Origin of the sequence: Pseudofulvimonas gallinarii (assembly GCF_004343305.1) — a bacterium.
Taxonomy (GTDB): Bacteria; Pseudomonadota; Gammaproteobacteria; order Xanthomonadales; family UBA2363; genus Pseudofulvimonas; species Pseudofulvimonas gallinarii.
This window is the reverse complement of record NZ_SMAF01000008.1, coordinates 100,411-125,560: the sequence shown is the minus strand read 5'-3', so window position 1 is coordinate 125,560 and position 25,150 is coordinate 100,411. Positions and strand designations below refer to the sequence as shown.

Below are 25,150 nucleotides of genomic sequence, written 5' to 3'. Positions count from 1 at the left end.
GAGAAAGCCTGAATGGCAAGCGCCTCCATCAGCGTGCTGCGCCCGCGCGGCGTCACCGTGGAAAAGATCAGTGCTCACCGCGCGAAAGTCGTGGTCGAGCCGCTGGAGCGTGGCTTCGGCCATACGCTCGGCAACGCGCTTCGCCGCGTCCTGCTGTCGTCGATCCCCGGTGCCGCCATCGTGGAAGCCGAGATCGACGGCGTACTTCACGAGTACACCACGGTCGAGGGTCTGCAGGAGGACGTCCTTGATGTCCTGCTCAATCTCAAGGATGTCGCGATCCGCCTGAACGGCCGCGACGAGACCACGGTGCAGCTCAGCCGCAAGGGTCGTGGTGTCATCACCGCCGGTGACATCCAGGGCGACGCCAGTGTCGAGATCGTCAATCCCGACCACGTCATCGCCAACCTGACCAAGGACATCGAGTTCAGCATGCGCCTGCGCATCAGCCGTGGCATGGGCTACCAGCCCGCGACCGCGCGCCTGGTCGGCGACGAGCCTCGCGCGATCGGCAAGCTGCAGCTGGATGCCTCGTTCTGCCCGGTCCGCCGCGTTGCCTATGAAGTCGACGCCGCGCGCGTCGAGCAGCGTACCGACCTGGATCGCCTCATCCTGGACGTCGAGACCAACGGCACGATCGAGGCCGAGGACGCGGTGCGCCAGGCCGCCGGCATCCTTGCCGAGCAGATCTCGGTGTTCGGTGACTTCGCCCGCGTCGAGCCGGAGAAGTCGCGTGCCGAGACCGCGGGTTTCGATCCGCTGCTGCTGCGCCCGATCGACGATCTGGAGCTGACGGTGCGTTCGGCCAACTGCCTGAAGGCCGAAAGCATCTACTACATCGGCGACCTCATCCAGCGTTCGGAAGTCGAGCTGCTCAAGACCCCGAACCTGGGCAAGAAGTCGCTTACCGAGATCAAGGATGTTCTCGCTGCCCATGGCCTTTCCCTGGGCATGAAGCTGGAAAACTGGCCACCGTCCGGACTGGGTTCCGGCATGATGGCCGGCTGAGAAACCGATCCCTGACCCGGTCCGCGCTGCGGGCCGGGTTTGCAGTGGGTCCATAACAAACCTCGCATTCGCTCCGGTCAGGGAACGGCCGGTTTTCACGGACAGGACGTCCAGAACCAGGAATCACCGTCATGCGTCACCGCAAATCCGGTCGCAAGCTCAACCGCACCAGCAGCCATCGCGAAGCGATGTTCCGCAACATGGCTGCCAGCCTGATCAAGCACGAGCTGATCAAGACCACCCTGCCGAAGGCCAAGGAACTGCGCCGCGTCGCCGAGCCGCTGATCACGCTGGCCAAGAAGGATGGCGTAGCCAACCGCCGCCTCGCGTTCGCCCGCCTGCGCGACGACGTCGCCGTCGGCAAGCTGTTCGTCGAACTGGGCCCGCGTTACCGCGAGCGTCCCGGTGGTTACCTGCGTATCCTGAAGTGCGGTTTCCGCGCTGGCGACAATGCGCCGATGGCCTATGTCGAACTGGTTGACCGTCCTCAGGTCGAGGCCGCCGTCGAGGTGGATGCCGCCTGATCGCGGTACCCTCACGACGTATGGTCAAGAGGCCTGGGCGGCAGCGTCCGGGCCTTTTCGTTTTACAGGTTCCGATTTTCCCGAATCCAGGGAACCCGGCCACGCCGCGCCGGTCCCTGTGTGGCTTCGTCCTTGAGGTGATTCCATGCCGCTGACCTTCCGTTCCGCCTGCCTGCTCGGATTCCTGGCCTGTGCCGGCCTGATGGGCTATGCGCTGTACGCGCAGCACGTACTCGGCCTTGAGCCCTGCCCGCTGTGCATCCTTCAGCGCATGGCGGTGATCGCCACTGGCATCGTATTCCTTGTCGCCGCCTTGCACGGTCCCGCGGGCTTCGGCCGATGGGTGTACGGCGGGCTGGCCACCGTTGCCGCAGCCGCGGGTGCCGGCGTGGCCGGACGCCACGTCTGGCTGCAGTCGCTGCCGCCGGACCAGGTGCCGGCCTGTGGTCCGGGCTACGAGTACATGATGGAGGCGTTCCCGCTGACCAAGGCGCTGTCGATGATCTTCACCGGCTCCGGTGAATGTGCCGAAGTGGACTGGCAGCTGCTGGGCCTGAGCATGCCCTGGTGGACGCTGTTTGCATTCATCGGCCTCGCCCTGTGGGCGCTGGTTGCCGCCGCTGCAGCGCGCCACCGTCGCGCTTGACCGCTCCCGCCAAGCGCGCGATGCTGCGAAGCAACAACCGGAGTTGCCCCGAATGACCGCTTCCGCCCCGCCTCCCGTCACTGCCGTCCGTTCCCCCGAAAACTGGCGGCCGGACAGCTGGCGGGCGCATGCGGCCGCGCAACAGCCGTCTTATCCCGACAGGGCGGCGCTGGAAGAGGCGCTGGCAACGCTGGCGCAGCTGCCGCCCCTGGTGACGTCGTGGGAGATCATGGCGCTGAAACAGCAGCTGGCCGATGCCGCCGCCGGTCGGCGCTTCCTGCTGCAGGGCGGTGACTGTGCGGAGAGCTTCGGCGACTGCCGCTCCGACCGTGTTGCCGATCGCCTGAAGATCCTGCTGCAGATGAGCCTGGTGCTGGTGCACGGGCTGGAGATTCCGGTGGTGCGCGTCGGCCGCTTTGCCGGCCAGTACGCCAAGCCGCGCTCGACCGATACCGAGACCCGTGATGGTCAGACGCTGCCGAGCTATCGCGGCGACATCGTCAATGGCGTCGCCTTCGATGCCGCAGCACGGCAGCCCGATCCGCGGCGGCTGATCCAGGCGCACTCGCGCTCGGCGCTGACGCTCAACTTCGTGCGTGCGCTGATCGATGGCGGCTTCGCCGACCTGCACCATCCCGAGTACTGGGATCTGGCCTGGGTGCAGCATTCGCCGCTGGCGGACGAATACCATCGCCTGGTCGAGAGCATCGGCCAGTCGGTTCGTTTCATGGAAACGCTGGTCGGCAAGCAGATCGGCGCGCTGAATCGCGCAGAGTTCTACATTTCGCACGAGGCCCTCCTGCTCGATTACGAGCAGGCGCTGACGCGCGAAGTGCCGCGACAGTGGGGCTGGTTCAACCTGGCCACGCATTTCCCCTGGATCGGCATGCGCACGGCAGACCTCGATGGCGCGCATGTCGAGTATTTCCGCGGCATCCGCAATCCGGTCGCTGTCAAGATCGGCCCGTCGGTGACCCCGGACCAGCTGATGCGCCTGGTTGAGCGGCTGGATCCGGACAACGAGCCCGGCCGCCTGACGCTGATCCATCGCATGGGCGCCGCGGCCATCGCTGATAAGCTGCCGCCGCTGCTGCGCGCGGTCCGGGCCAGTGGCCGTACCGTGCTGTGGAGCTGCGACCCGATGCACGGCAATACCGAAAGCGTGGCCGGCGGCATCAAGACGCGCCGCTTCGACAACATCCGTGCAGAGCTGGAACGCGCGTTCGACCTGCACGCCGAAGCTGGTACGCGCCTGGGTGGCGTGCACCTGGAAATGACTGGCGACAACGTCACCGAGTGCATGGGTGGCGCGCGCGACCTGAGCGAGGCCGATCTGCAGCGCGCCTACCGTTCAACCGTCGATCCGCGCCTCAACTACGAGCAGTCGCTGGAACTGGCGATGCTCATCGTCCGCAAGCGCCGCCAGCTCGGCGCGTAAGGCGAAACCGCCGGCACCGGAGCGCGCTGCCGGGCTGGCCACGGCGGGCCAGGCACTCAGCCCTCGACGCCGTCCGCGAAAATCAGGTCGGGAATGGCCCCGGCCTCGATGGCGCCGACATCGCAAGGCTCGCCGTTGCCCGGTCGTATGTAGCGACGCTGGTCAAGCCCGCCCAGTTGGCAGATGGCCGGATCGGCGCGGTCGCGCAGGAAGCTGCCCGGATCCGGCTCGAAACTGTGCGTGAATCCGCCGTGGTCGGCCAGTGAGCCCATACGCAGTCCAACCTCGCCGACATGGAAGTTGGTGCCATTGTCGGGAACGCAGGAACCACCGGGCGCCTCCACGTTGCCGATGGCGGAAGTGATCGACGCGCCACCTCCGAACTCGCAGGTACCGCGCAGGACATTGTTGCCCAGGACCACCTGGGCCGCCGGGCCGCGCACCGTCAACACCGAACCGGCGGCATTGGCCGCCAGGCCGGGTCCGCGATGGAACGTGCTGTGCAGGATCGTCAGGATGGCCGGGGTGGAGCCCGCGTTGTACACGGCAATCGTATGGCCGAAACCATTGCTGTCCTGGAAACCGTTGTCATGGAACGTGCTGTTGGCGATTCCCAGCCGGCCGCCGGCCAGCACCAGGATGGCGCCGCCTTCAAGGCCGCTGCCGCGGTTGCCGTGCACCAGACTGCGGCGCAGGAACCAGGTCGGGCCTTCATGGATCATCATCGCCGCAGGAAGCTGCTGGTTCGGCGCCGCTTCATGACCGAAGATTTCGACTTCGTCGAGGTTGACGATGCCCGGCCGGTCACCCGTAAGGGGGCCATGGTTGTGGAGAAAGCGTGTCCTGGAAACGTATGCGGCAGGCGCCACGGCCGGGCCGTCGGCGAGCAGATAAAGCGGCCTGAGTGCGCGTCGGACGATGCTGTCCTCGACCTGGATGGCGGCCGTGCCATGCGCGGCAATACCGTTGAGGGTGGCGCCCGTGGCCGGGCCGATGACCGAACGCACCACCTTCAGGGACACTTCCGCGCCGTCGGTGGCGACGCCACCGGAAATCTCGGAATCGTAGACGTGGCACTTGCCGGATGCCTGGCGGCAGGCGACATGATCGTCGATGCCGAAGCGGCTGTTGCGGATCACGACGTCGAAGGACAGTCCCACGGCGCCGGAAGTCGAGACGTTCCGGCTGCCATCCGGCACGACGACGTCCTCGAACTCCACCGCGCCGGAACCGTTTGCGGACACCGCCCAGTTGCCGGCGTTGACGATCTCCATGCCGCGCACGGTAAGGGCGGTCAGGGCCGACATGGCCAGCACCGGTTCGGATGTGGCGCCGACGATGCGCGTCTGGTCGCTGCCGACGCCGGAAATCTCCACCGTTCCCAGCACCTGGATCTGGCCCTGGGTGACGTGGAACAGGCCACTGCCCAGGTGGATGCGGTCGGCTTCGGGCGTTGCGCCGGCCGCCGCGATGGCCTCACGCAGCGAACAGTCGCCGGGCTGGCAACCGTCGGGCGCCGGATCATCGGCGCGGGTGACATGGAAATCGGCGGGGTACACCGGCAATGCCAGCATGGCAAGGAGGAAGCTGCCGAAAACCGGGCGGAAGCGGGGTCGGGATACCAGGCGCATGGTCGTGGGCCACTTGAAGTGATGTCCGCGCCCACGCAATTAACGCCCGGGAGGGGCCAAAGTGCGGGTTCCCATGCCGTCGATTCCGGGCCTGGCGCGCGCTGCCGGCGTGTCCCGTGTGTATGTCCTGCCTTCCACGCTGTCAGAACGGCTGCACGCGGGCATGCCCCTACGGTGCACGTCCCGGTAGCGGCAACAGGACCCGCCACCGGCGTCGGCGCTATGCAACGCGTCTTGCCGACGCCGTTCGCCATCCGTCAGCCGTGCAGGGCGACGTCCACCCACTTGCTGATGGCGACCGGTTCATGCGCGGACAGCCTGTCCAGCAGCCGGTCGATGTCGTCGTCGAGCATCACAAGGTCGCGATGCCGCGGCCGCACGAAGCCTTCGCCCACCGCATGGTCGATCCACTGCACCAGTGACGTGTAGTAACCGTCGACGTTCAACAGGCCGCAGGGTTTTCCATGCAGGCCCAGCTGCGCCCAGGTGAGGATCTCGAAGAGTTCATCCAGGGTGCCGAAGCCGCCGGGCAGCGCGATGAAGGCATCGGAAAGTTCAGCCATCCGCGCCTTGCGGGTGTGCATGGAGTCGACCACTTCAAGTCGTGTCAGGCCCAGGTGCGCGACTTCGGCATCGACCAGGCGTTGCGGGATCACGCCGGTCACTTCGCCACCGGCAGCGAGGACGCTGTCGGCGATGATGCCCATGACGCCGACGTGGCCGCCACCATAGACCAGACCCAGTCCGCGCTCCGCCAGTCGACGGCCGAGCGCGCGTGCGGCGCCGGCGTGGACGGGACTGTTGCCCGGACTCGATCCGCAGTAGACACAGACGCGTTGCATGGTGTTATCCGTATTGGCTGACCGGCAGGACGGGGATGTTAACGGAGAGCCGCCGCCGGCATCCGATCTTTCGTCAGCCCAGGTGCTGATGCAGCGGATCGCCGCATCCGGCGGCAACGCGCTGCTAGACTTGCGTGCAGGGGAACAAGGGAGAGAAAAATGGCCTGGGACCGGCGTGGGTTCCTGCAGCTTGCAGGCGTGGGCACCGCAGCGTGCGTGACGGGAGGTCGGGCGGGTGCCGTGGAAGCGGCGTCGGCGTCGGCGTCCAGGCCGGCGTTCGGCATCAGCTACGAGCATTTCCGCGCCTGCGAAGGTCGCGACTTCATGGTCGCCGTACAGACCGACGAGCCGGTTTCCCTGCGCCTGCGGGAAGTTGTCGCCGCGCCCACGCTTGAAGGCTATCCGCGGCCGCGGCAGACGCTTTCCGGTTGTTTCACGTTGGTCTTCGAATCCGAACAGGCGGTCGATCTGGTCGAAGCCATTCACGCCATCCTCACGCCAGAGGGCGATACCTTCGCAGCGCTGGTCTCACCGCTTGGCAACGACGGGCGCCGCTTCCAGGTGGTGTTCAACCGCATCTAGCGCGTCGGCGACTCATGCCGCCGTGTCCGCCGTGAGCGGCGGCAGCGACCAGTCGATGCCGGGCTGGCCGTGTTCGCGCAGCCAGGCATTGGCGCGCGAGAAATGGCGGCAGCCGAAAAAGCCGCGATAGGCCGACAGCGGCGAAGGATGCGGTGCCTTGAGGACGAGATGGCGCCGCGTATCCAGCAGGCGACCCTTGTTCTGCGCCGGTGAGCCCCAGAGCAGGAACACGAGATTCTCGCGTTCCCGGTTCAGACGGTCGATGACCGCATCGGTGAACACTTCCCAGCCGCGGCCCTGGTGGGCGCCGGCGCGTCCGCGCTCGACCGTCAGCACCGCGTTGAGCAGCAGCACGCCCTGGCGCGCCCAGTGCATGAGGTAGCCATGGCGGGGCGGTGCAAGGCCGAGGTCGTCCTGGATTTCCTTGAAGATGTTGGCCAGCGACGGCGGCACTGCGACCCCTGGCTGCACCGAGAAGCACAGACCATGCGCCTGCCCGGGTCCGTGGTACGGATCCTGGCCGAGGATCACCACCTTGACGTCGTCGAAGGGCGTCGCGTCCAGTGCGGAGAAGATCTGCGATGGCGGCGGGTAGATCGTCTTGCCGGCGGCCAGTTCGTCGCGCAGGAACGCGCGCAGTTCCGGCATGGGCGATGTCGTGAAGACATCGACCAGGCGCGATTTCCAGCTGTCGTGCAGGCGGATCCGGTCCGTGGCCTGTCCGGCTTCGCCGTTCACGCCGACGCCTCCACGTCCTTCTCGAACAGGCAGGCCAGCCATGCGCCGGCGGTGCCCATCACGACCGCTGCCGGGATCATGCCGACCAGCCACGGCCAGTCTGGACGACTGCCGGCCGGGTCCAGGGCGAACGCCGCCGTCAGTTCGGCCAGCGCCGGTCCAAGCAGCAGGAACACGACCAGTGCCAGCACGACCGCTGCCACGCTGGCGATCAGCCCGTACAGCGCGCCGAGATAGAGGTAGGGCCGGCGCAGGTCGGCTTCGCTGGCGCCGAAGATGCGCTGAAGCGCGCGCTCTTCGGCGCCTTCGACGCGGATCGTCCGCACCGCGTTGGCGACCAGCAGCACGACGCCGCCGATCACCAGCAGGGCCAGTCCGGTGAGGACCGCGCGCGCTGTCCGCACCACCGCGTCGGCGCGATCCCGCCACTGCGATTCCTCGGCGATATCCGACACCTGCGCACGACCGCGCCAGTCGCGGGCCAGCGTCGCCGCCGCATCGCGGTCTCGCGGTTCGATGACGATGACCCAGGGCAGGGGATTGCCGGGCAGCGCGGACAACGCTTCCTCGCTGCCTTCGGCGTGCAGGAGTTCCGCCAGGCCGGCGTCGGGGCTGATGGCCTGCGCCAGCACGACCCGCGGGTCGTCCTGCAACTGTTCGCGCAGCGCAGCGGCAGCGGTGCCGTCGATGGATTCGTCCAGGAACAGGCTGAGCGCGTGTGCCTGCTGAAGCGGTGCGCCCAGGTGGCGGAACTGGTCGATGCCGGTCTTGAGCAGCAGCAGCGCAAGCAGGGCCAGTGCGAGCAGCAGCAGGGCGAAGGCGTGGCCCGCCGGCTGCCGCGACAGGTGCAGCAGGGCGTCCTTGCGCGCGCGCTGGTGCCGCCAGCGCAGGCGCCGCAGCCGTGATTCGCCACGCAGGTTGGCGCGACTCATGCCGGTTCCGCCTGCGGCCGGAAGTCTTCCTGCAGTCGTCCCTGCTCCAGGACAAGGACGCGCTTGCGCATCTGGCGGATCAGCGGCAGGTCGTGGCTGGCGATCAGCACGGTGGTCCCGTGTGCGCCCAGTCGTTCGAACAGGGCCATGATCTCGACGGACAGCTGCGGGTCGAGGTTGCCGGTGGGCTCGTCGGCCAGCAGCAAAGGTGGGCGATGCACGATCGCGCGCGCGATGCCGACGCGCTGCTGCTCGCCGCCGGAGAGCGTGGCCGGCAAGGCGCGCGCGCGCTGGCCGAGTCCGACCAGGTCGAGCGCGGCGCGCACGCGACGTTCGATCTCGCCATCGGGGGCACCCTGGATGCGCAGCGGTAGTGCGACGTTGTCCGCGGCACTGAGGCTGGGCAGCAGGCGATGGTCCTGGAACACCATGCCGATGCGTCGCCGTAGCCCGGGACGATGGCGACGGGCGAGCCGGGACGGCTCGCAGTCCAGGACACGCAGCACGCCGCGCGAAGGCAGCAGGAGGTTGGCGATCAGTTTGACCAGCGTGCTCTTGCCGGCACCGGAGCGGCCGGTGATGAACACCATTTCGCCGGCGTCGATGCGGAAGCTCAGGTCGCCCAGGGCTTCGCGACCACCGGGATAGCGCAGGCTGAGCGATTCGGCTTCGATCACGGGCAGACGATGCAGGTGAGGGGCGCGGCGACGGTAGCACGAGCGACGTGGCCATGACACCGCCAACCCGTTCGACAACACGCCACCGCAGCGGCGCGCGATTCGGGACCGCGCGCTCGCATTGTCAGGCGGACGCGCGGCTTGAATTAGCGGGGCTTGAACTCATGCAGACGGTTGCAAGCGGGGCCGGCAATCCTGCCGCGGTCACCGGCGTGAACGATGGGGTGGCGCAGGGATCGAACGGGCGTGACAGCGACACCGCGTCCCGGTGCCGACGTCCGGCGTCAGTCGCGTTCCCAGGGTGGCTCGTAGATGATCTTGGAATCCGGATCGCGCAGCTCCGGACGCAGCGCCGGATGCACCTCGCCATCATCCACTGGTGCCGGCGTGAACACGGGGACCTCGCCTTCATCCGGCAACGGAATCGAGTCCGCGGTCGACGGCAGGTCCGCTGCGCTGGCGCCATTGCCGCGCGTTACCTCTGTACTGTCCTGTCCGGTTGTGGTCTCAAACGGATCCGGGAACGGCGAGTCGTCGAATTGCGGCGTGCTGAGGATCGGTTCGCGCTCCACGATCTCGTGCTGCGCGTCGGACAGGGGCGTGGCATCCACGCTGGACTCCACCGGCTCCGCGTGCGCGGACTCGCCCGGACCTTCGTTCGCCGACAGGTCGGGCGCGCCGTCGTCGAGCCCGGTGCCGTGCTGCACCGGCGCTACGTCTTCGTCTGCGGCGACCGGGTCATCGATGCTGGCCGGGAGGCCGCTGTCGCCGGACTCCGGTGTACCGGGTGCGCGCGTCCCGTCCGCGTCGGCTTTCGGACCACTGGCGAGGTTTTCCGGTTCGTCGTTGGCCGGGCTCGCGCCCTCCACGGCACCTGCCGTGTCTTCGCCGGCGTCGATCGCGGTGGCGGTGATGGCTTCGGTGACGTCGACATTCTCTCCGGCGTCGTCGATCGCCGAAACCGCGGTGGCGTCGACGACATCCCCGTGACCGCCGGTGTGCCCGACCTCGACGAGCAATGCCGCGGCGGCAAAGGCGACGGTTCCAGCGCCCGGTGTGGCTTCATCGCCTTGCCCGACCGCCGCCTGCTCCGTTTCGTCGGCCTCCATGCCTGCCGATGTCGTGGCCGTCGCGTCTTCACCAGGCTCGCCGGCCGGGTCGGGCGATGGCGTGGATGCATCAGCGGCTTGCGCCGGAGCGAAGCCATGCTGCGCAACGTCATCCATGCCGTCGGGCGAAGGGCCGCCCGGGTGATCGGACGGAACGGTTTCTTCCGCCAGCAACTCGTCATCGAGCGGCTCTGCCGGCGCTTCGCGCCGCGGCAGGCGGCCCTTTTCGATCAGGCGCTGGATGCGGCTGAAGACTTCCGTGCGGCCAAACGGCTTCTTCATGAAGTCGTCGGCACCGATGCGCTGGCCGTAGAACTCCTCGGTGGCCTTGAGATTGCCGCTGATCATGATGACCGGCACCTGTGCGGTGCGCGGATCGCGGCGCAGCGCGCGCAGCGCGGCGAAGCCGCTCATGCCCGGCAGCACGATGTCCAGGAAGATGAGTTCGGGGACGCAGGTATTGAGCGATTCAAGCGCCGCCTCGCCGCTGTCCGTCGAATAGGTTTCGTAGCGGGCCTGGGTCAGCATGCGGCCGAGCACGGCCACGACCGTCGCCGAGTCGTCGACGATCAGGATGCGCAGACCTTCGCGGGCGTCGACACGGGCTTCCTGTCGCCGTTCCGTCGGCTCCTTGGTCTCGCTCTTGAACAGGTTCCGGAATAGCCCAAAGCCGCGCACACGACCTCCTCTTTCGCGATTTGCGATCTGGCTGCGGCAAGTGTGCGCCCTATGCCCTTTTCGATCAACCTGTTGCCGTCGGTCGTGGCGGCCCGCGATCCGGTCGGATACCCGTTGTTCGCGGCTGGCCGAGGGCTTTCAAGCCGTCGCGATCGGAGTTCCGCGCTAAGGTGGAAACCGGTTTCCAGTACAGGGAGAAGGTGTGGTGAACCTGCAAGCAGTTGTCCGGACAGTGAAAAGCAGCGGGGCGCGAACGTCTCCGGCACCGTCCGCATGGCGGACCGGCGCCGGGCGCTTCGGTCTGGCCGTGTGCCTGGCCCTCGGCGCCGGCGTAGCCCTCGCCGCCGAACAGGCGCGCGCGCCGATCACGGCTGAATCGATGTGGGAGCTCAAGCGTCTCGCCTCGCCGGCGGTTTCGCCTGATGGCCAACACGCTGTCGTGGCCGTCACCAGCAACGACCGCAGGAAGGACACCACGCAGACGCAGCTGTGGCTTTTCGACACCCGGAGCGGGGAATCCCGGCCGCTGACCGGTTCGGACACCAGCAGCAGCAACCCGGTGTGGTCGCCGGACGGCAGCCGCATCCTGTTCCAGTCCAGGCGCGGAGACGACAGCGTGGCACAGCTGTACGTGATCGCCCTGGCCGGCGGCGAGGCGCAGCGCATCACCTCGGTGCCGACGGGCGTCGGCAACGCTGCATGGTTCCCGGATGGCCGCCAGATCGCCTTCGTGTCCCGTGTCTGGACCGACCTGGACAGCTGGGACGACCAGGACAAGCGCATGAAGGAACGCCGTGAGTCCAAGGTCAGCGCCCGCGCCTGGGACAGGGCGCCGATCCGTTACTGGTCCACCTGGCTGGACGACCGTGAAGCGCACATCTTCCGTGTGGCCGCCGAGGGCGGCGACCCGGTCGCCATCACCCGCGGTCGCGGTGTGAAGCTGATGGGCGAGGGCAGCTTCGACATTTCTCCCGATGGCCGCGAGATCGCGCTGACTGTCGACACCGATGACACCGGTGTCGCCGGCAACGCCGATATTTTCGTCCTGGACGTGGACGGCACCGGACCGGCGCGCAACATCACCGCAGCCAATCCGGCCAGCGACATGTCGCCCAGCTACAGTCCCGACGGACGCTGGCTGGCGTATTCTCGGCAGCAGGAAAGGGGCTTCTACGGCGACCGCCAGCGGCTGGTGCTGCGCGACCGCAGGGACGGTTCCGAAAAGGTCATCACCGAGACCTTCGACCGCTCGGTCAGCTCACCGCGATGGGTCGGTGATGGCCGCAGCGCCGTCGTCGCCGTCGATGACGCCGGCACCGTCCGCCTGCACCGCATCGAGATCCCCTCTGGCCGGATCACTGCGATCACCGGCAGCACCAGCTTCGGTTCGCCCTCGGTGTCGCGCGATGGCCGCACGCTGGTCGCCCTCAACGAGAGCTTCGTGCAGCCGCCGACGCTGGTCCGCGTCGATCCACGTTCCGGCGCCGCCACGCCGCTGTCGCGGTTCAATGACGCGCTGCTGGCGCGCATGGATCTCGGCAGCTACGAGAGCGTGACCTACACTGGCGCGAACGGTGATCCGATCCAGATGTGGGTGAACTATCCGCCTGGGTTCGATCGCAGCCGCAAGTACCCGCTGTTCCTGCTGATCCACGGCGGCCCGCACAACGGCATCACCGACGGCTTCCACTGGCGCTGGAACGCACAGGTTTTTTCCGGCTGGGGCTATGTCACCGCGTGGCACAACTTCCACGGGTCGAGCGGCTTCGGCAATGCCTTCACCGATTCGATCAACCCGGACCAGGCGGATCTTCCCTACCAGGACACCATCGCCGCCGCCGAGTGGTTCAAGGCGCAGCCGTGGATCGATGGCGACCGCCTGGCCGCCGGCGGCGGCAGCTACGGCGGCTACCTGACCTCGATCGTGCTCGGCCGCGAACATCCGTTCAAGGCGCTGATCGCGCATGCGGCGGTGTTCAACTGGTTCACGCAGGTGGCTGCCGACTACGGCGCCAGCCGTGGCCGCTTCGGCGAGTTCTGGGAACATCCGGAACGCTTCCAGGCCAACTCGCCACACTTCGGCGCCGGCAACTTCAATACGCCGACGCTGGTGATCCATGGCGAGCAGGACTTCCGGGTGCCGGTCAACCACGGCATCGAGCTGTTCAACATCCTGCAGAACCGGGGCGTGCGCAGCCGCCTGGTGTACTACCCGGACGAGAACCACTGGGTGCTGAAGCAGAACAACTCGATACGCTGGTACGAGGAAGTCCAGAAGTGGCTGGCCGAGTTCATCGGCAAGCCTTCCTGAGGCGTAACGGCACCGCGGGCCAGGTGCCGCCAATGGCACCCGGCCTGCTGTCGACATGGCGAGGCGGCGCCGGCCTCGGACCACCTGCGGCAAGGGGCTCTGCCTCCGTGACAGTAGGCGGCATTCGTAACCGGTCCGGGGCCGGCGGGTCTGCCCTCAATCCACGTGGCGATGACGGCGTTGAGGGGCTGGCACGCCGAGGGTGGACGCCACCGTCGCGCCCACCACCCGGCCGCCGATCCACGCCGTCGCCTGGCAGAGCCACGTCGGGGGCCGCGTGGCGCGGCTTCCGTTCTTGTCAGGCGGCCGGTGCTGCCGGGTGGTTACCGTCCCTGTCCCGGATCGCTTCCGTGCCCGGGACGGCTGCGTCCGTTTCCTCGTTCACACCAGAAACAGCGAGTTCGCGTGACAGCGGTCCGTCAACGGCGCCGGGCAGTTCCGCCAGCTCGCGCGCCAGGCGACCGGCCATGACTTCATCGCCCAAGGCGCGGGCCAGACGCAGGCGTTGCAACCGCGCCGGCACGAAGTCCGCATTCCATTTCTCCACCTGTGCCAGAAGCGCCTCGGCGCCGTCGTAATCGCGCTGGTCGATCAGCGCCGCGGCCAGGCGTGTCTGCATCCAGGCCCGGCGGTGCGGCTCATCGGTGGGGGCCAGTGCACGTATCGCTTCGCGCCAGTGTCCGATGGCGCCGGCATCATCGCCCGCCTGCCGCAACAGCCGGGCGATGGCGTCGCCGGTGTAGGCGGCGCTGACCGGATCGGAGAGCCCAGCCAGGACATCGGCCAGACGCGCCGCCTGTTCCTGCGCGGCGGCAGCACTGGTCGCCTCGCCCAGTGCCAGCAGCAGCCCGCGCTGCATGCGCAACTGCTCGCGGCCGCCGTCGGCGGGCAGATCTTGCAGCAGCGCGAGGGCGGCATCGGCCTGGCCAAGCTCCAGCAGCGCCAACGCCTGCAGCTGGCCGGCGCGGGCCTCGTAGGGGCCGTGGCCGAGCTCGCGGTAGCGGTCACGCGCTGCCGCCGCCCACTGCGCGGCCCGGGTCGCGTCCAGGTCATCCAGCGCGCGCCGGGCTTCCGCCAGCTGGACTCCGGCCAGTCCGGCCGTGTCTTCCTGGGCTTCGGCGCGCTGCCGGGCTTCTGCCAGCGTCTGTGCCGCCTGGGTGACCATGCCCAGTTCCAGTTCCAGTTCGGCCTGCTGGGTCAGGCTCAGCACCAGCATGGAGCCGATTCCCAGACGACGCTGCAGGCCGACGGCGCGCATCTGGTCGCGCCAGGCATCGGTGGTACGGCCGCGCTGCTTGGCCAGCACGGCGGTGTTGGTGTACACGGCCGATTCGCCGACCAGATCATGCGCACGACGGAAGCGGACCAGTGCCTGGCCATAGAGCTCCTCGGCCCGGTCGAAGTCGCCACGGTTCTCGGCCAGGATGCCCAGGTTGCCCAGCACCGAGGCCATGCCATGGTCATGGCCGATGCGCTGGTAGACGGCGGCCGCCTGCTGGAACAGCGTGTCGGCCTCCTGCAGGTCGCCCGCCCGCCAGGCCATGATGCCCAGGCTGGTCAAGGCGTGTGCGCCGAGCCGGGGGTCGCCATTGACGCCCAGGTCACGCACCTCTTCCAGCAGCGGCCGGGCACGCTCGGCCTGCCCCATGCCCAGGTAGGCCTGGGCCAGCTCGTAGCGCGCCCACAGCAGGCCGGGATCCTGGCTGAGGGCGGACTGGAACAGCGCCGCCGCGGCTGCGGAGTCGCCGCCGAGCAGTGCCTGCAGGCCACGCGCCATGGCCTGGTTGGCGAATTCGTCCACGGACAGGACAGATGGCGGGAGCACCTCCGGCCAGGTCCGTCCCAGCGTGCGCCCCAGCTCGCGTCCCAGGCCGGTCACCATGGCCACCATGCTGCCGGGGCCCGGATCCAGCTCGGTGCGATGCAGGTCGCGGTCGATGAGCACTGCATGGGTGCTCCAGTGGTCGCCGCGTCGCCGGATGTCGGTGCGCAGCAGGTAGTCCACGCCCATCGTCTGGTGCAGGACCTCGAGGATGCGTGCGTCGTCGTCGGGTTGCACACCGTTCGCGTCCAGCAGCCGCTTCACGTTCTCGGCGGGAACAAGGTTCACGGACCCGGGCAGGTCAAGGGCGCGGGTAACCAGCCGCAGCGTGCCCTCCTGCCCCTCTTCCACCGCCTGCGCACTGGGCAGCACGGCAATGATGGCGGTGGGACCGGCGCCCGTGCCGCGAGTGAAGAGCCAGATCGCGGCCAGCGCCAGCAGGGCCAGCAGCGCATGGGCGGCGGCGGGCCTCGGCATGCGCCTTGATCCGGCGTGCCCGCTTGCCGGTGCACCCGAACGGTGCCGGGACAGGGCCTCCGTTGCAGCGTCGGGCGACGGGGCGGCAGTCCGCACCGGTGCGACGAAACGGTAGCCGTAACCATGAACGGTGGCGATCACCGACTGCTGCTGGCCGTCGTCACCGACGGCGCGCCGCGCCTTCATGATCGCTTGCGAGAACACCGAGTCACTCACCACCAGGCCAGGCCACACGGCGGCCTGCAACGCGTCCTTCGACAGTGCCTCCTCCGGGCGCGAGGCCAGGAATACCAGCAGCTCGAAGACCTTGGGCTCCAGGGCGACCACCTGGCCACTCCGGCGCAGCTCGCGGCGCCGCCGGTCCAGCTCGCAGTCGCCGAACGCCAGGGTCGAGGCCTCGTCGAATGCGCGTTCGGGTGCTGTCGTGTCGCTGCTCATGTCGGTAGGGCTGCACGTCTCCCGGATGACAAGGCGGGTCCGCGCCGCGTTGCCGGCGGGCGCCATCGGGCGGCGCGGAGGGTGGCGGGGAGCCAGCAGGCGACCGCGCGCCCTGGCCGGATGGTATCGGCATGCGCCGGGGCAGGCCAGCCGCGAACCGGCTCCGGCGTCCGCCGCGGACGACCGGATCTTCCGTCAATCCGCTGTCCCGAAAGGAAAAATCATCCAACCGTCAGCACATGGTGAGGCTTTGGTGAGGACAGCGATGGTGACCAGGCGCACGCTTCGGGCGGCCTGGTCGCGGCTGCAGCGTCCCCAACCCGTCAACGCCATCCGCGGCCAGCAGGACCCACCGCACACCTGCCTGGAGTGACCCTGAACATGAAAACCCAGACTGCCGCCCGTCCATCCCATGAGACGTCAGCCACCCGCACGCGCCGGTGGCTCACGGCACTGTCTTCCCTCCTGTTGCTGCCGGCGCTGGCCGTGGCGGCACCGGCTGGCGGCTGCCCGAGGCAGGCACAGGCGCCGGAAGGCACGCCGATCCGGATGGAAATCTGCGCTGGAAATGCCCAGCAGGCCGTGGTGGGCCAGCCGTTCGAACAGGCGCTGGTCGTGCGCCTGACCGATGCCGTGCTGCCCACACACGGCCCGGCGGGCACCTCGCTGGTGGGTGTGCCGATCCAGTTCCAGGTTATCCCTGGCCGCAATGGCGCCGGAGCCACGCCGGCGCTGGTGGAGGTGGCAACCGATGGCGATGGCATCGCCGCTGTCTCCTTGCAGGCCAACAGCGTGCCCGGCCCCTTCACCGTCCGCGCGCAGGCCCGGGGGAAGGGGTTTGCAAATGCCAACGCGGCGTTCTCGCTGCAGAACCTGCCGGGGGGCTCCTCGCCGCAACCGGCGAAGCCCGTGCCGGCGCTCTCATTGTCCAGCCTGGTGCTTCTGGTTCTGGGGCTGCTCCTGCTGCTGCCGTACGTGGCCCCGCGGCCCTGACCGTTGCCTTATCCGCCGTCACCGGATTGCGGTGGCCATCCATCTGGAGGAAAAACATGTCCATACATCCTGTCATCGGCCTGGTCCTGCGTCTGGCCTGCGTCTGCCTGCTGCTGGGCGGCACGCAGGTCCGCGCGCAGGCACCGGCACCGTTTCCGCTGCCCGACCTGGACCTGCGCACCAATGGCCAGGTGCACGCCATGCTCCTGCAGCCCGACCTGCGCCTGATCATCGCTGGCAGTTTTACCCAGGTGAATGGCGTGGAGCGCCACAACATCGCGCGCCTGTTGCCGTCCGGCCTGCTCGACCCGGGCTGGAATCCCGACCTGCCGGGCGAGGGTATCTACGCCCTGGCGCGCGACAGCGAGGGTCGCATTTACGCCGGTGGCAGCTTCAGCGGCACGGGTAACCCTGTACGCATGAACCTGGTACGCATCGTCGGCAGTGGCGTCGTTGACAGCAGTTGGGCGCCGCAGCCGGACGGTCCGGTTCACGCCCTGGCCGTGGAGTCCGGCGAAAACCCGCGCGTGTATGCCGGCGGCACCTTCCAGGAAATCGGTGGCCTGGCCCAGCGCTACCTGGCCCGGCTGGACGGCACGACCGCCCAGACCGACCTGTTCTGGCCGGCCGCAGGTACAGACGGCCCGGTCTACGCCCTGCTCTTCGCCCAGGACGACACATCCATCTTCATCGGCGGCCGCTTCAGCACCATGGCCGCCCATCAACGGCGTTTCCTGGCCAGGGTGGATCTCAACACCGGGATCACCCGCGGCTGGAACGCCCACATCGACATTGCCGGTATTGATCCAATGGCAGTGCCTGGCGTCTATGCGCTGGCGCAGTCAGGCAGCTCCCTGCTGGTAGGCGGCGCTTTCCGCCAGATGGACGGTCTGTCCCGCCGGGGCCTGGGAAGCGTGGGCACGGGCGACACTGCGGTGGTCAGTTCCTGGGCGCCACAACTGGTGGGCGAGTTCGATACCGAGCCGGAAGTGAGGGCCCTGGGCGTCGACAGTAATGGTGGCGTCATCGTGGCCGGCCAGTTCGCCAGCGTCGCATCGACAACCCGAAACAACATCGCGCGGGTTTTCCTGGGCAGTTCCGCCGTGGATCTGCAATGGGATGCCGGACTGGATGGGGCAGTCCATGCCGTGGAGCCGGTGGCCGGTACGTCCGTCGTCTTCATCGGCGGCCGCTTCGAGAACGCGAACGGCCAACTGCGCATGGGCCATGCGGCCCTCAACCATGTCGGCCAACCGCTGGACCGGGTGGCGAACCTGGGCGGTGACGCCGGCCAGGTGTACGCCCTGGCACGGCACGCCGATGGCGGCGTGGTCGCCGGTGGCGAATTCAATCTGGTCAACGGGCAACACGGGCGCCGCAACATTCTCAAGCTTCTGCCCAACGGCAATCTCGATCTGGCCTGGTCGCCGCGCTTCAACCGGCCGGTGCTGGCGCTGGCAGCCGCTGCCGATGGCGCCGTGTTCGCGGGCGGCGCGTTCAATCGGGCCAACGACCTCATGCGCATGCGCCTGGCGCGCATCACGGCTTCCGGTGGCATCGATCCGACGTGGAACCAGGGCGCCTGGGGCGGCAGCATCAGTCCCAGCCAGGTCAACGCCCTGGCCCTGGCACACAATGGCGCGCTCTATGTGGGTGGACACTTCACCGGAATCGGGCCGTCCATGATCATCGGCAATGTGCCGCGCAACAGCCTGGCCCGACTCTCCACGACAGGGGTGGGCACCGCGGACAGCTGGGCGCCTGCGGTCAACGAGGGTAGCGCTGCCGCCGGAACCGTTCGCAGCATTGCGGTGTCCGCGGACGGGGAGTGGGTCTTCGTGGGCGGTCTGTTCACCAGTGTGGCCGGCCAGAACCGCAGCAACATCGCCAAGATCAGCAGTACGGGCGTGCTGGACGGATGGCATCCCGCGGCCAACGGCGAGGTCCGGGCGCTGCAGCTTACCGGCACCAGCTCCATCCATGTCGGTGGCTTCTTCCAGTCGATCGGTGGCCAGAACCGCTCCTACCTGGCGCGGCTGAGTACGAACGTGGAGGTCGTCAGCAACTGGAATCCCGCCCCCAACAATCCTGTGCTCGCCCTTGCACGGACCAGCGACGGTGCGGTGTTTGCCGCCGGACTGTTCACCCAGATGGGCGGGCAGCCGCGTGCAGGGCTGGCCCGGCTGCTGGCCAGCATCATCGACCCGGTCGACATGAACTGGAATGCCGGCGTGACCGGGATCCCGTACGCCCTCCTGGCCGGCACCGGCGATCTCCATGTCGGCGGTTACTACTTCGAGGTGGGCGGACAGCCCCGCCTCGGCCTGGCACGCCTGCCTGCGCCCCTCGCTGACCGCATCTTCTCGGACGGCTTCGATCCGTACATCTGATCGACCAGGGGGTCCGGTGGGTGCCACCGCACCGACCGGACCACGCCTGCCGCGGCAGCCTGGGGATCAGTTGGCCAGAATCAGCTTCACGCCGAAGTAGCCGACCAGCAGCAGGACCATGCCGGCCAGCGTCAGCCAGGCGGCGCGGCGGCCTCGCAGGCCGAAGCGCCAGCGGGCGACAAGCAGTACGCCAAACACCACCCAGGCGGCGACAGTGAGCACGGTCTTGTGCACCAGATGCTGGGCCAGCATGTCCTCGACGAACAGCACGCCGGTCACCAGGCTCAGTCCGAGCAGGATGAAGCCGACCCCGATGAGCTGGAACAGCAGTGCCTCGGTCAGGGTCAGTGGCAAGGCGTGCAGGAAAGGCAGCGGACGATGGTTGCGGAGGGCGTGTTCCTGCACCGCCATCAGGATGGCGACCAGGCTGGCGACGCTGAGCGTCGAATAGGCGAGCAGCGAGATGATGCCGTGCAGGCCGATCTGCCAGCTTTCCGGCGCCGTCGCGGTGGCCGCCGGCGCGAGCAGCAGGGCGGCCAGGCAGCAGGCGGCCGCGATCGGATACACCAGTACGCCGACCGGATCCAGCGAACTGCGGCGTCCGGCCAGGCTGAAGACCAGCGCCATGCCGAGGCCGACCAGCGACAGCGCATTGCCGAAATTCAACACCAGGCCGTGGTGTACACGGATGCCAATGGCGACACCGGCGGCATGGGCAAGGACTGCCAGCATGGCGAAGGCGATGACGGGCGCGCGGCCGATGCGGGCGCCACCCTGGCGAAGACGCAGCGCCGTGACTGAGGCGGCCGCGAGGTAAAGGAACGCGGCCACGGCAAGGATGATCGACATGCGCGCAGTCTCGCAGATCGTGTCCAGCGCGAAAACCTCTGCAGGCAAGGGACGGGCGTTTGACGCGAGCCGCGACCGGGGCGATACGGGCGGGCGGCATGGTCGGCACGGGACTCAGCGGGCACGAGACCAGGCCGGCGATATTCTGCAGACGATCTGGACTGGACAGGCCCATGGTGTTCGAGCCTCGGTGCAAGGCACGTTGCCGGCGTCCGGTCCGTTCTCCCCCGGGCGGGCAGCTGGACGGGTAGGGCGCCAAGGTCCGCAACCGGGCCGCGCCTTGTCGGTGCGCGCCGGACGGACCGGGGCCACTGCAGGCAACCCCATCCGGAACGGTGTCTCTTCGCCCGGCTCGACCGCGTGACGCCTCCTCCGCGACAGCGACGACGACGGTCGCAGTCAACCCGTTGGCGCTGGAACCTGCGCAACCGTAGTCAGCGGCGAAAACCGGACGCGCGGACATGGCGCCCGGCAGCCCGACAGGTGCTGGCGGTGACGGTTCGGGTCAACACACCCGTTCCTCCCGGCAGCGTGCGCGCGGCCATGCAGAGGGAAGGCGTACCCGCGCAAGCTGCGTCGGGAGCTGTGCGGATTCCGCCGAGCTGGCGGCTGACTCCCGGAGCGCCCGGGTTCGGGGCCGCGATGCACCGCGGCCGGTGAGCAGGGGTCGTGCTGGACGTCAGCGCGTTTCGCTGACGTCGTCGTGGCCCCACGGCGTCGGCGGCGTCGCTACCGGCGCCGTCAGGTCGAACTCGACCTGGAACAGGCGGCCGCCCGGCCGGGACAGCTCGTAGAGGAAACGCCGGCCGGTGTCGATCTCCATCGCCCAGGTGTTGGTGACCGACGCATTCAGGCCTTCGCGTTCGAAGGTCGCGACCGATTCGGCATCGACCGGGAATTCCTGGCGCAGCGGCGAGCCTTCGCCGGTGGTGTCGCCGCCATACATGGTGACGGCGTCCACGCTGCCATCCTCGTGGCGGTGGTCGTGCTTGAGGCGCAGCCCCGATACGGTGCGCGTGAGCACCCAGGTACGGCTGTGGTCATCGCCGACGTGGAAGGGAATCCTCACTTCGCGTTCGTCGCATTCGCGCACGTGCATCACCAGTGGCTTGCCGTCGAACGGGTCGTCGCCCTGCGCCGGCTCGTTGGCGACGATGCGACCGGCGAAGGCCTGGCCGCAGTGGCTGGCGATCCGCGCCAGGAAGGCATCGGCCGGTGCGGTCGCGGCAGCCGGCGCGGCGGACGGCGGCGGCACCGGTGCCGGCGCCTGGGCGGCGGTTTCGGAAGCGGTGGCAGCCGGTTCCGGCGCGTCGCCGGGTCGGTCGCACCCGGCCAGGGCGGCCGAGAAGGCGAGGAAAAACAGGGTAGGGGTGCGTGCGTTCATGGCCCAACCCTAACCGCCGGTTCCCGTCCAGACAAGGCGCGCCCCGATGCCGCTGGCGGCGCTCGCCTATAATCGGGGTTTCGCCACGGCGCCTTTGTCCGGCGCGCGGCCCCTGTCTTTCCGGAGCCATCCATGTTTCAGTCCCTGACCGAACGTCTCGGCCACACGCTCGACCGCCTGCGCGGCAAGGCCCGCCTGTCCGAGGAAAACATCCGCGAGGCGCTGCGTGAAGTGCGCATCGCGCTGCTCGAGGGTGACGTCGCCCTGCCGGTGGTGCAGGCCTTCATCCAGCGCGTGAAGGTACGCGCCGTCGGCCAGGACGTGCTCAAGAGCCTGACGCCGGGCCAGGCGCTGGTGCGCGTGGTGCGCGACGAACTGGTTGCCGTGATGGGCGGTGCCGGCGCGCAGCCGCTGAACCTCAATGCGCCGTCGCCGGTGGTGATCCTGATGGCCGGCCTGCAGGGCGCGGGCAAGACGACCACGGTCGCCAAGCTGGCACGCACGCTGAAGGAACGCCACAAGAAGAAGGTCATGGTGGTATCGGCCGACGTCTATCGTCCGGCGGCCATCGCCCAGCTGGAAACGCTGGCCGGCCAGGTCGGCGCGCTGTTCCATCCATCCAGTGGCGAGCAGAAGCCGGTGGACATCGTCAACGGCGCCATCGACGCCGCGCGCAAGAGCTTCGCCGACGTCCTCATCGTCGATACCGCCGGTCGCCTTGCGGTGGACGAGGCGATGATGGCCGAGATCAAGGCCCTGCACGCCGCCGTCAAGCCGACCGAGACGCTGTTCGTGGTCGATGCCATGACCGGCCAGGACGCCGCGACCACTGCGAAGGCCTTCGCCGAGGCCCTGCCGCTGACCGGCGTCGTGCTGACCAAGGCGGACGGTGACGCCCGCGGTGGTGCCGCGCTGAGCGTCCGCTATGTCACCGGCCGGCCGATCAAGTTCATCGGACTTGGCGAGAAGACCGACGCGCTCGAACCGTTCCACCCGGACCGCATCGCCGGGCGCATCCTCGGCATGGGCGACGTGCTCAGCCTGGTCGAGGAGGTCGAGCGCAAGGTCGACAAGGACAAGGCGACGAAGCTGGCCGAGAAGATGGCCACGGGCAAGCGCTTCACGCTGAAGGACTTCCGCGACCAGCTCGAGCAGATGACCAACATGGGCGGTCTGGGCGGCCTGATCGACAAGCTGCCAGGCATGGGCGGCATGTCGGAGCAGATCAAGAGCAAGGTCAACGACAAGGAGATCAAGCGCATGATCGCCATCATCGACTCGATGACCAAAAAGGAGCGCCGTCATCCCGACCTGCTCAACGGCAGCCGCCGCGCGCGCGTCGCGCGCGGTTCCGGCACGCAGCCGGCCGACGTCAACCGCCTGCTGAAGCAGTACCAGCAGATGGAAAAGATGATGGGCAAGCTCAAGGGCGGCGGCATGAAGGGCATGCTGCGCGGCCTGAAGGGCGCCATGGGTGGACTCGGCGGCATGGGCGGCTTCCCTCCGCGCTGAACGGACGCTTTCCGGGGCCGACCCCGTTTTCCAGCGGACGCCGTTCCATCGATGCAGCCGGATGGTTGCATCGACTGGAGACACCGACATGCGTCGCACCTCACTGATCCGCTGGATGCTCCCCGTCCTCCTCACCGGCGCTGCCGCGCCTCAGGTGCAGGCCAGCGTCGGCCGCCTCGCCGACATCGAGATCTACGACCGCAGCAGCGGCCGGGTCCTGCCGGTGTACCGGCACGAGGGCCGGCACTATGTCGCCGGCCAGCCGGGCAACGAATACGAAATCCGCGTGCGCAGCCGCACCGGCTCCCGCGTGTTGGCGGTGACCAGCGTTGACGGGGTCAATGTCGTCACCGGCCAGACCGCATCGCCTGGGCAAGGCGGCTACGTGCTCGAGCCCTTTGCGAGCCAGAGCATCGCCGGCTGGCGCAAGAGCATGGAGCGCACGGCCGCGTTCTACTTCACTTCGCTGCCGGACAGCTACGCGGCACGCACCGGGCGCCCGCATGATGTCGGCGTGATCGGCGTTGCGCTGTTCACGGAGGCGCAGCCGTACCGTCCGCCTCAGATCGCCATGGAGCCGCAGTTCCGGCGTGGCGAAGACGCACCGGCGGCACCTGCCGCGCGCGCGCCGGCGGACAGCGCAGCCGGTTCGGCAGCGCGGGCCCAGGAGAAACTCGGCACCGGCCACGGCCGCAGCGAATACTCCAGCGCCCGTTACACCAGCTTCCAGCGTCGTTCCTCGCAGCCTGACGAAGTGATCGAGATCTGGTACGACAGCGAAGCCAACCTCGTCGCGATGGGCGTGATCGATGCGCCACCCTGGCGCCCGGGACGTCCGCGCGCCTTCCCGGCCGGCTTCGTTCCCGATCCGCCGCGCTGGTAAGTGTCACAAGGGATGGCCGGGCAGGCAGCCCGGTCATCCTGTTCCCGGATCCCCGGGCCGCCTCAGCGCGGGCGCAGCTGCAGCACGATGGCGCCGGCAACCAGTCCCCAGAACGCGCCACCGATGCCCCACAGCTGCAGCCCGGAGGCGGTGACCAGGAACGCGACCAGCGCCGCCTCCCGGGCCGGCTCCTCGCGCATCGCCGTCGCCAGCGCATTGCCGAGAGTCCCGAACAGGGCGATGCCGGCGATCGCCATGACCAGCTCGGTCGGGAAGGCGGCGAACACGCTGGCGACCGTCGCCCCGAACACGCCGACCAGCAGGTAGAAGGCACCGGCGGCCACCGCCGCCATGTAACGGCGCGATGGGTCCTCGTGGGCTTCGCGGCCCATGCAGATCGCGGCGGTGATGGCGGCGAGGTTCAGTGCGTAGGCGCCGAACGGTGCCAGCACGATGTTCACGGTGCCGATCCAGCCAATGCTCGGCGACAGCGGCGGATCGAAGCCGGACGCGCGCTGCACGGCCACGCCCGGTACGTTCTGCGAGGTCATTGTCACCACGAACAGCGGAATGGCGATGCCGACGACCGCTGCCAGCGACAGGGACGGCATCACGAATTCCGGTACCGCCCAGCTCAGGGCCAGCTGTTCGCCGCGGATCTGGCCGCCGAAGCCGGCTGCGAGCAGCCCGGCCAGCAGCGTCAGCGGCACCGCGTAACGCGGCGACCCCCGTCGCGCCACCAGGTAGGTGGCCAACATCACCAGGACCAGCGCCGGCTGTACCTGCGCGGAAACGAAGACATCCAGGCCGAAACGCAGCAAGACGCCGGCCAGCATGGCGGCGGCCAGCGCCACCGGGATGCGGTCGATCATGCGCTCGAACAGGCCCGAGAAGCCGGCGACCATTGTCAGCGCCGCGCAGAGCACGAAGGCACCGACGACCTCCGCCATCGGCAGGCCGCCACCGACCGCGATCAGCATGGCGGCGCCCGGCGTGGACCAGGCCGTCACCACCGGCTGCCGGTAACGCAGCGACAGGCCGATGCAGGTGACGCCCATGCCGATGCCCAGCGCCCACAGCCAGGAACCGGTCTGTGCGCGGGTGGCGCCCAGCGACTGCGCCGCCTGGAACACCAGGGCCACGGAGCTGGTGAATCCGACCAGCACGGCGACGGCGCCGGCGACGATGGCGGACAGGGAAAGGTCGCGTCCCAGGCGCCGGGCAGTGTCGCTCATGGCGCCATTGTCGATGCCGCGGCGGCTGTCGGACAGGGGTCACGGGCCACG

The 25,150-nt window shown here is 68.6% G+C and carries 20 protein-coding genes; 10 read left to right on the top strand and 10 right to left on the bottom strand.

What is annotated here, in order from left to right:
- Positions 1–12 precede the first annotated feature (12 nt).
- The 4 genes from EDC25_RS07520 (at position 13) to EDC25_RS07505 (ending at position 3,616) form a co-directional block, all read left to right on the top strand.
- Entirely contained in the window at positions 13–1,008 is a 996-nt protein-coding gene (locus EDC25_RS07520; RefSeq protein ID WP_123522592.1) for a DNA-directed RNA polymerase subunit alpha, read from the top strand.
- Between the two features lie 131 nt (positions 1,009–1,139).
- Positions 1,140–1,532 carry a 50S ribosomal protein L17 gene (gene rplQ / locus EDC25_RS07515; RefSeq protein WP_123522593.1) on the top strand — a complete coding sequence of 131 codons (393 nt, stop codon included), beginning with the start codon at positions 1,140–1,142 and terminating at the stop codon, positions 1,530–1,532.
- Between the two features lie 145 nt (positions 1,533–1,677).
- A complete protein-coding gene (locus EDC25_RS07510; RefSeq protein ID WP_123522594.1) occupies positions 1,678–2,178 on the top strand; it encodes a disulfide bond formation protein B in 501 nt (166 codons plus the stop codon).
- Between the two features lie 52 nt (positions 2,179–2,230).
- Positions 2,231–3,616 (top strand): class II 3-deoxy-7-phosphoheptulonate synthase, encoded by a 1,386-nt coding sequence (locus tag EDC25_RS07505; RefSeq protein ID WP_123522595.1) that lies wholly within the window; start codon positions 2,231–2,233, stop codon positions 3,614–3,616.
- 56 nt (positions 3,617–3,672) lie between these two features.
- Here EDC25_RS07505 and EDC25_RS07500 read toward each other — a convergent pair whose 3' ends face one another.
- Together EDC25_RS07500 and EDC25_RS07495 are read right to left on the bottom strand one after the other, a co-directional pair.
- Positions 3,673–5,247: a CSLREA domain-containing protein gene (locus tag EDC25_RS07500; protein WP_123522596.1), complete on the bottom strand. Its 1,575-nt coding sequence runs from the start codon at positions 5,245–5,247 to the stop codon at positions 3,673–3,675.
- A 257-nt stretch (positions 5,248–5,504) separates the two neighbouring features.
- Complete coding sequence (locus EDC25_RS07495) at positions 5,505–6,089, bottom strand: LOG family protein (RefSeq protein ID WP_123522597.1); 585 nt, start codon at positions 6,087–6,089, stop codon at positions 5,505–5,507.
- Between the two features lie 159 nt (positions 6,090–6,248).
- On the opposite strand from EDC25_RS07495, the gene EDC25_RS07490 reads away from it, so the two are divergent.
- Entirely contained in the window at positions 6,249–6,671 is a 423-nt protein-coding gene (locus EDC25_RS07490) for a DUF6916 family protein (RefSeq protein WP_123522598.1), read from the top strand.
- Between the two features lie 12 nt (positions 6,672–6,683).
- On the opposite strand, the gene ung is transcribed toward EDC25_RS07490, so the two are convergent.
- The 4 genes from ung to EDC25_RS14910 form a co-directional block, all read right to left on the bottom strand.
- The gene (gene ung / locus EDC25_RS07485) at positions 6,684–7,409 is read right to left on the bottom strand and encodes a uracil-DNA glycosylase (protein ID WP_240639681.1); all 726 of its coding nucleotides are present in this window, start codon (positions 7,407–7,409) and stop codon (positions 6,684–6,686) included.
- Complete coding sequence (locus EDC25_RS07480) at positions 7,406–8,341, bottom strand: cell division protein FtsX (protein ID WP_123522600.1); 936 nt, start codon at positions 8,339–8,341, stop codon at positions 7,406–7,408. The genes ung and EDC25_RS07480 overlap by 4 nt, the downstream gene beginning before the upstream one ends.
- Positions 8,338–9,024, bottom strand: a complete 687-nt coding sequence (gene ftsE / locus EDC25_RS07475; RefSeq protein ID WP_205985016.1) for a cell division ATP-binding protein FtsE — start codon at positions 9,022–9,024, stop codon at positions 8,338–8,340. Before ftsE ends, EDC25_RS07480 begins: the two co-directional genes overlap by 4 nt.
- 278 nt (positions 9,025–9,302) lie before the next feature.
- Positions 9,303–10,805 (bottom strand): response regulator, encoded by a 1,503-nt coding sequence (locus EDC25_RS14910; RefSeq protein WP_243695109.1) that lies wholly within the window; start codon positions 10,803–10,805, stop codon positions 9,303–9,305.
- Between the two features lie 307 nt (positions 10,806–11,112).
- On the opposite strand from EDC25_RS14910, the gene EDC25_RS07465 reads away from it, so the two are divergent.
- Positions 11,113–13,116, top strand: a complete 2,004-nt coding sequence (locus EDC25_RS07465) for a S9 family peptidase (RefSeq protein ID WP_205985013.1) — start codon at positions 11,113–11,115, stop codon at positions 13,114–13,116.
- Positions 13,117–13,414: 298 nt separating this feature from the next.
- Here the strand turns inward: EDC25_RS07465 and EDC25_RS07460 are convergent, their stop codons facing one another.
- Positions 13,415–15,853, bottom strand: coding sequence for a tetratricopeptide repeat protein (locus EDC25_RS07460; RefSeq protein WP_164484100.1), 2,439 nt, complete (start codon positions 15,851–15,853; stop codon positions 13,415–13,417).
- Positions 15,854–16,234: 381 nt separating this feature from the next.
- Between EDC25_RS07460 and EDC25_RS07455 the strand changes: the two genes are divergently transcribed.
- Positions 16,235–16,846 (top strand): hypothetical protein, encoded by a 612-nt coding sequence (locus EDC25_RS07455; protein ID WP_132577382.1) that lies wholly within the window; start codon positions 16,235–16,237, stop codon positions 16,844–16,846.
- A 56-nt stretch (positions 16,847–16,902) separates the two neighbouring features.
- Positions 16,903–19,236, top strand: coding sequence for a delta-60 repeat domain-containing protein (locus tag EDC25_RS07450; RefSeq protein ID WP_123522604.1), 2,334 nt, complete (start codon positions 16,903–16,905; stop codon positions 19,234–19,236).
- 66 nt (positions 19,237–19,302) lie between these two features.
- Here the strand turns inward: EDC25_RS07450 and EDC25_RS07445 are convergent, their stop codons facing one another.
- The gene (locus EDC25_RS07445; protein ID WP_132577381.1) at positions 19,303–20,085 is read right to left on the bottom strand and encodes a cytochrome C assembly family protein; all 783 of its coding nucleotides are present in this window, start codon (positions 20,083–20,085) and stop codon (positions 19,303–19,305) included.
- A 679-nt stretch (positions 20,086–20,764) separates the two neighbouring features.
- Positions 20,765–21,469: a hypothetical protein gene (locus tag EDC25_RS07440; protein WP_205985015.1), complete on the bottom strand. Its 705-nt coding sequence runs from the start codon at positions 21,467–21,469 to the stop codon at positions 20,765–20,767.
- A 132-nt stretch (positions 21,470–21,601) separates the two neighbouring features.
- On the opposite strand from EDC25_RS07440, the gene ffh reads away from it, so the two are divergent.
- Positions 21,602–22,981, top strand: a complete 1,380-nt coding sequence (gene ffh, locus EDC25_RS07435; protein ID WP_123522606.1) for a signal recognition particle protein — start codon at positions 21,602–21,604, stop codon at positions 22,979–22,981.
- A gap of 88 nt (positions 22,982–23,069) precedes the next feature.
- Positions 23,070–23,864: a hypothetical protein gene (locus EDC25_RS07430; protein ID WP_123522607.1), complete on the top strand. Its 795-nt coding sequence runs from the start codon at positions 23,070–23,072 to the stop codon at positions 23,862–23,864.
- A gap of 62 nt (positions 23,865–23,926) precedes the next feature.
- Here the strand turns inward: EDC25_RS07430 and EDC25_RS07425 are convergent, their stop codons facing one another.
- Entirely contained in the window at positions 23,927–25,099 is a 1,173-nt protein-coding gene (locus tag EDC25_RS07425; protein ID WP_123522608.1) for a benzoate/H(+) symporter BenE family transporter, read from the bottom strand.
- Positions 25,100–25,150 lie beyond the last annotated feature (51 nt).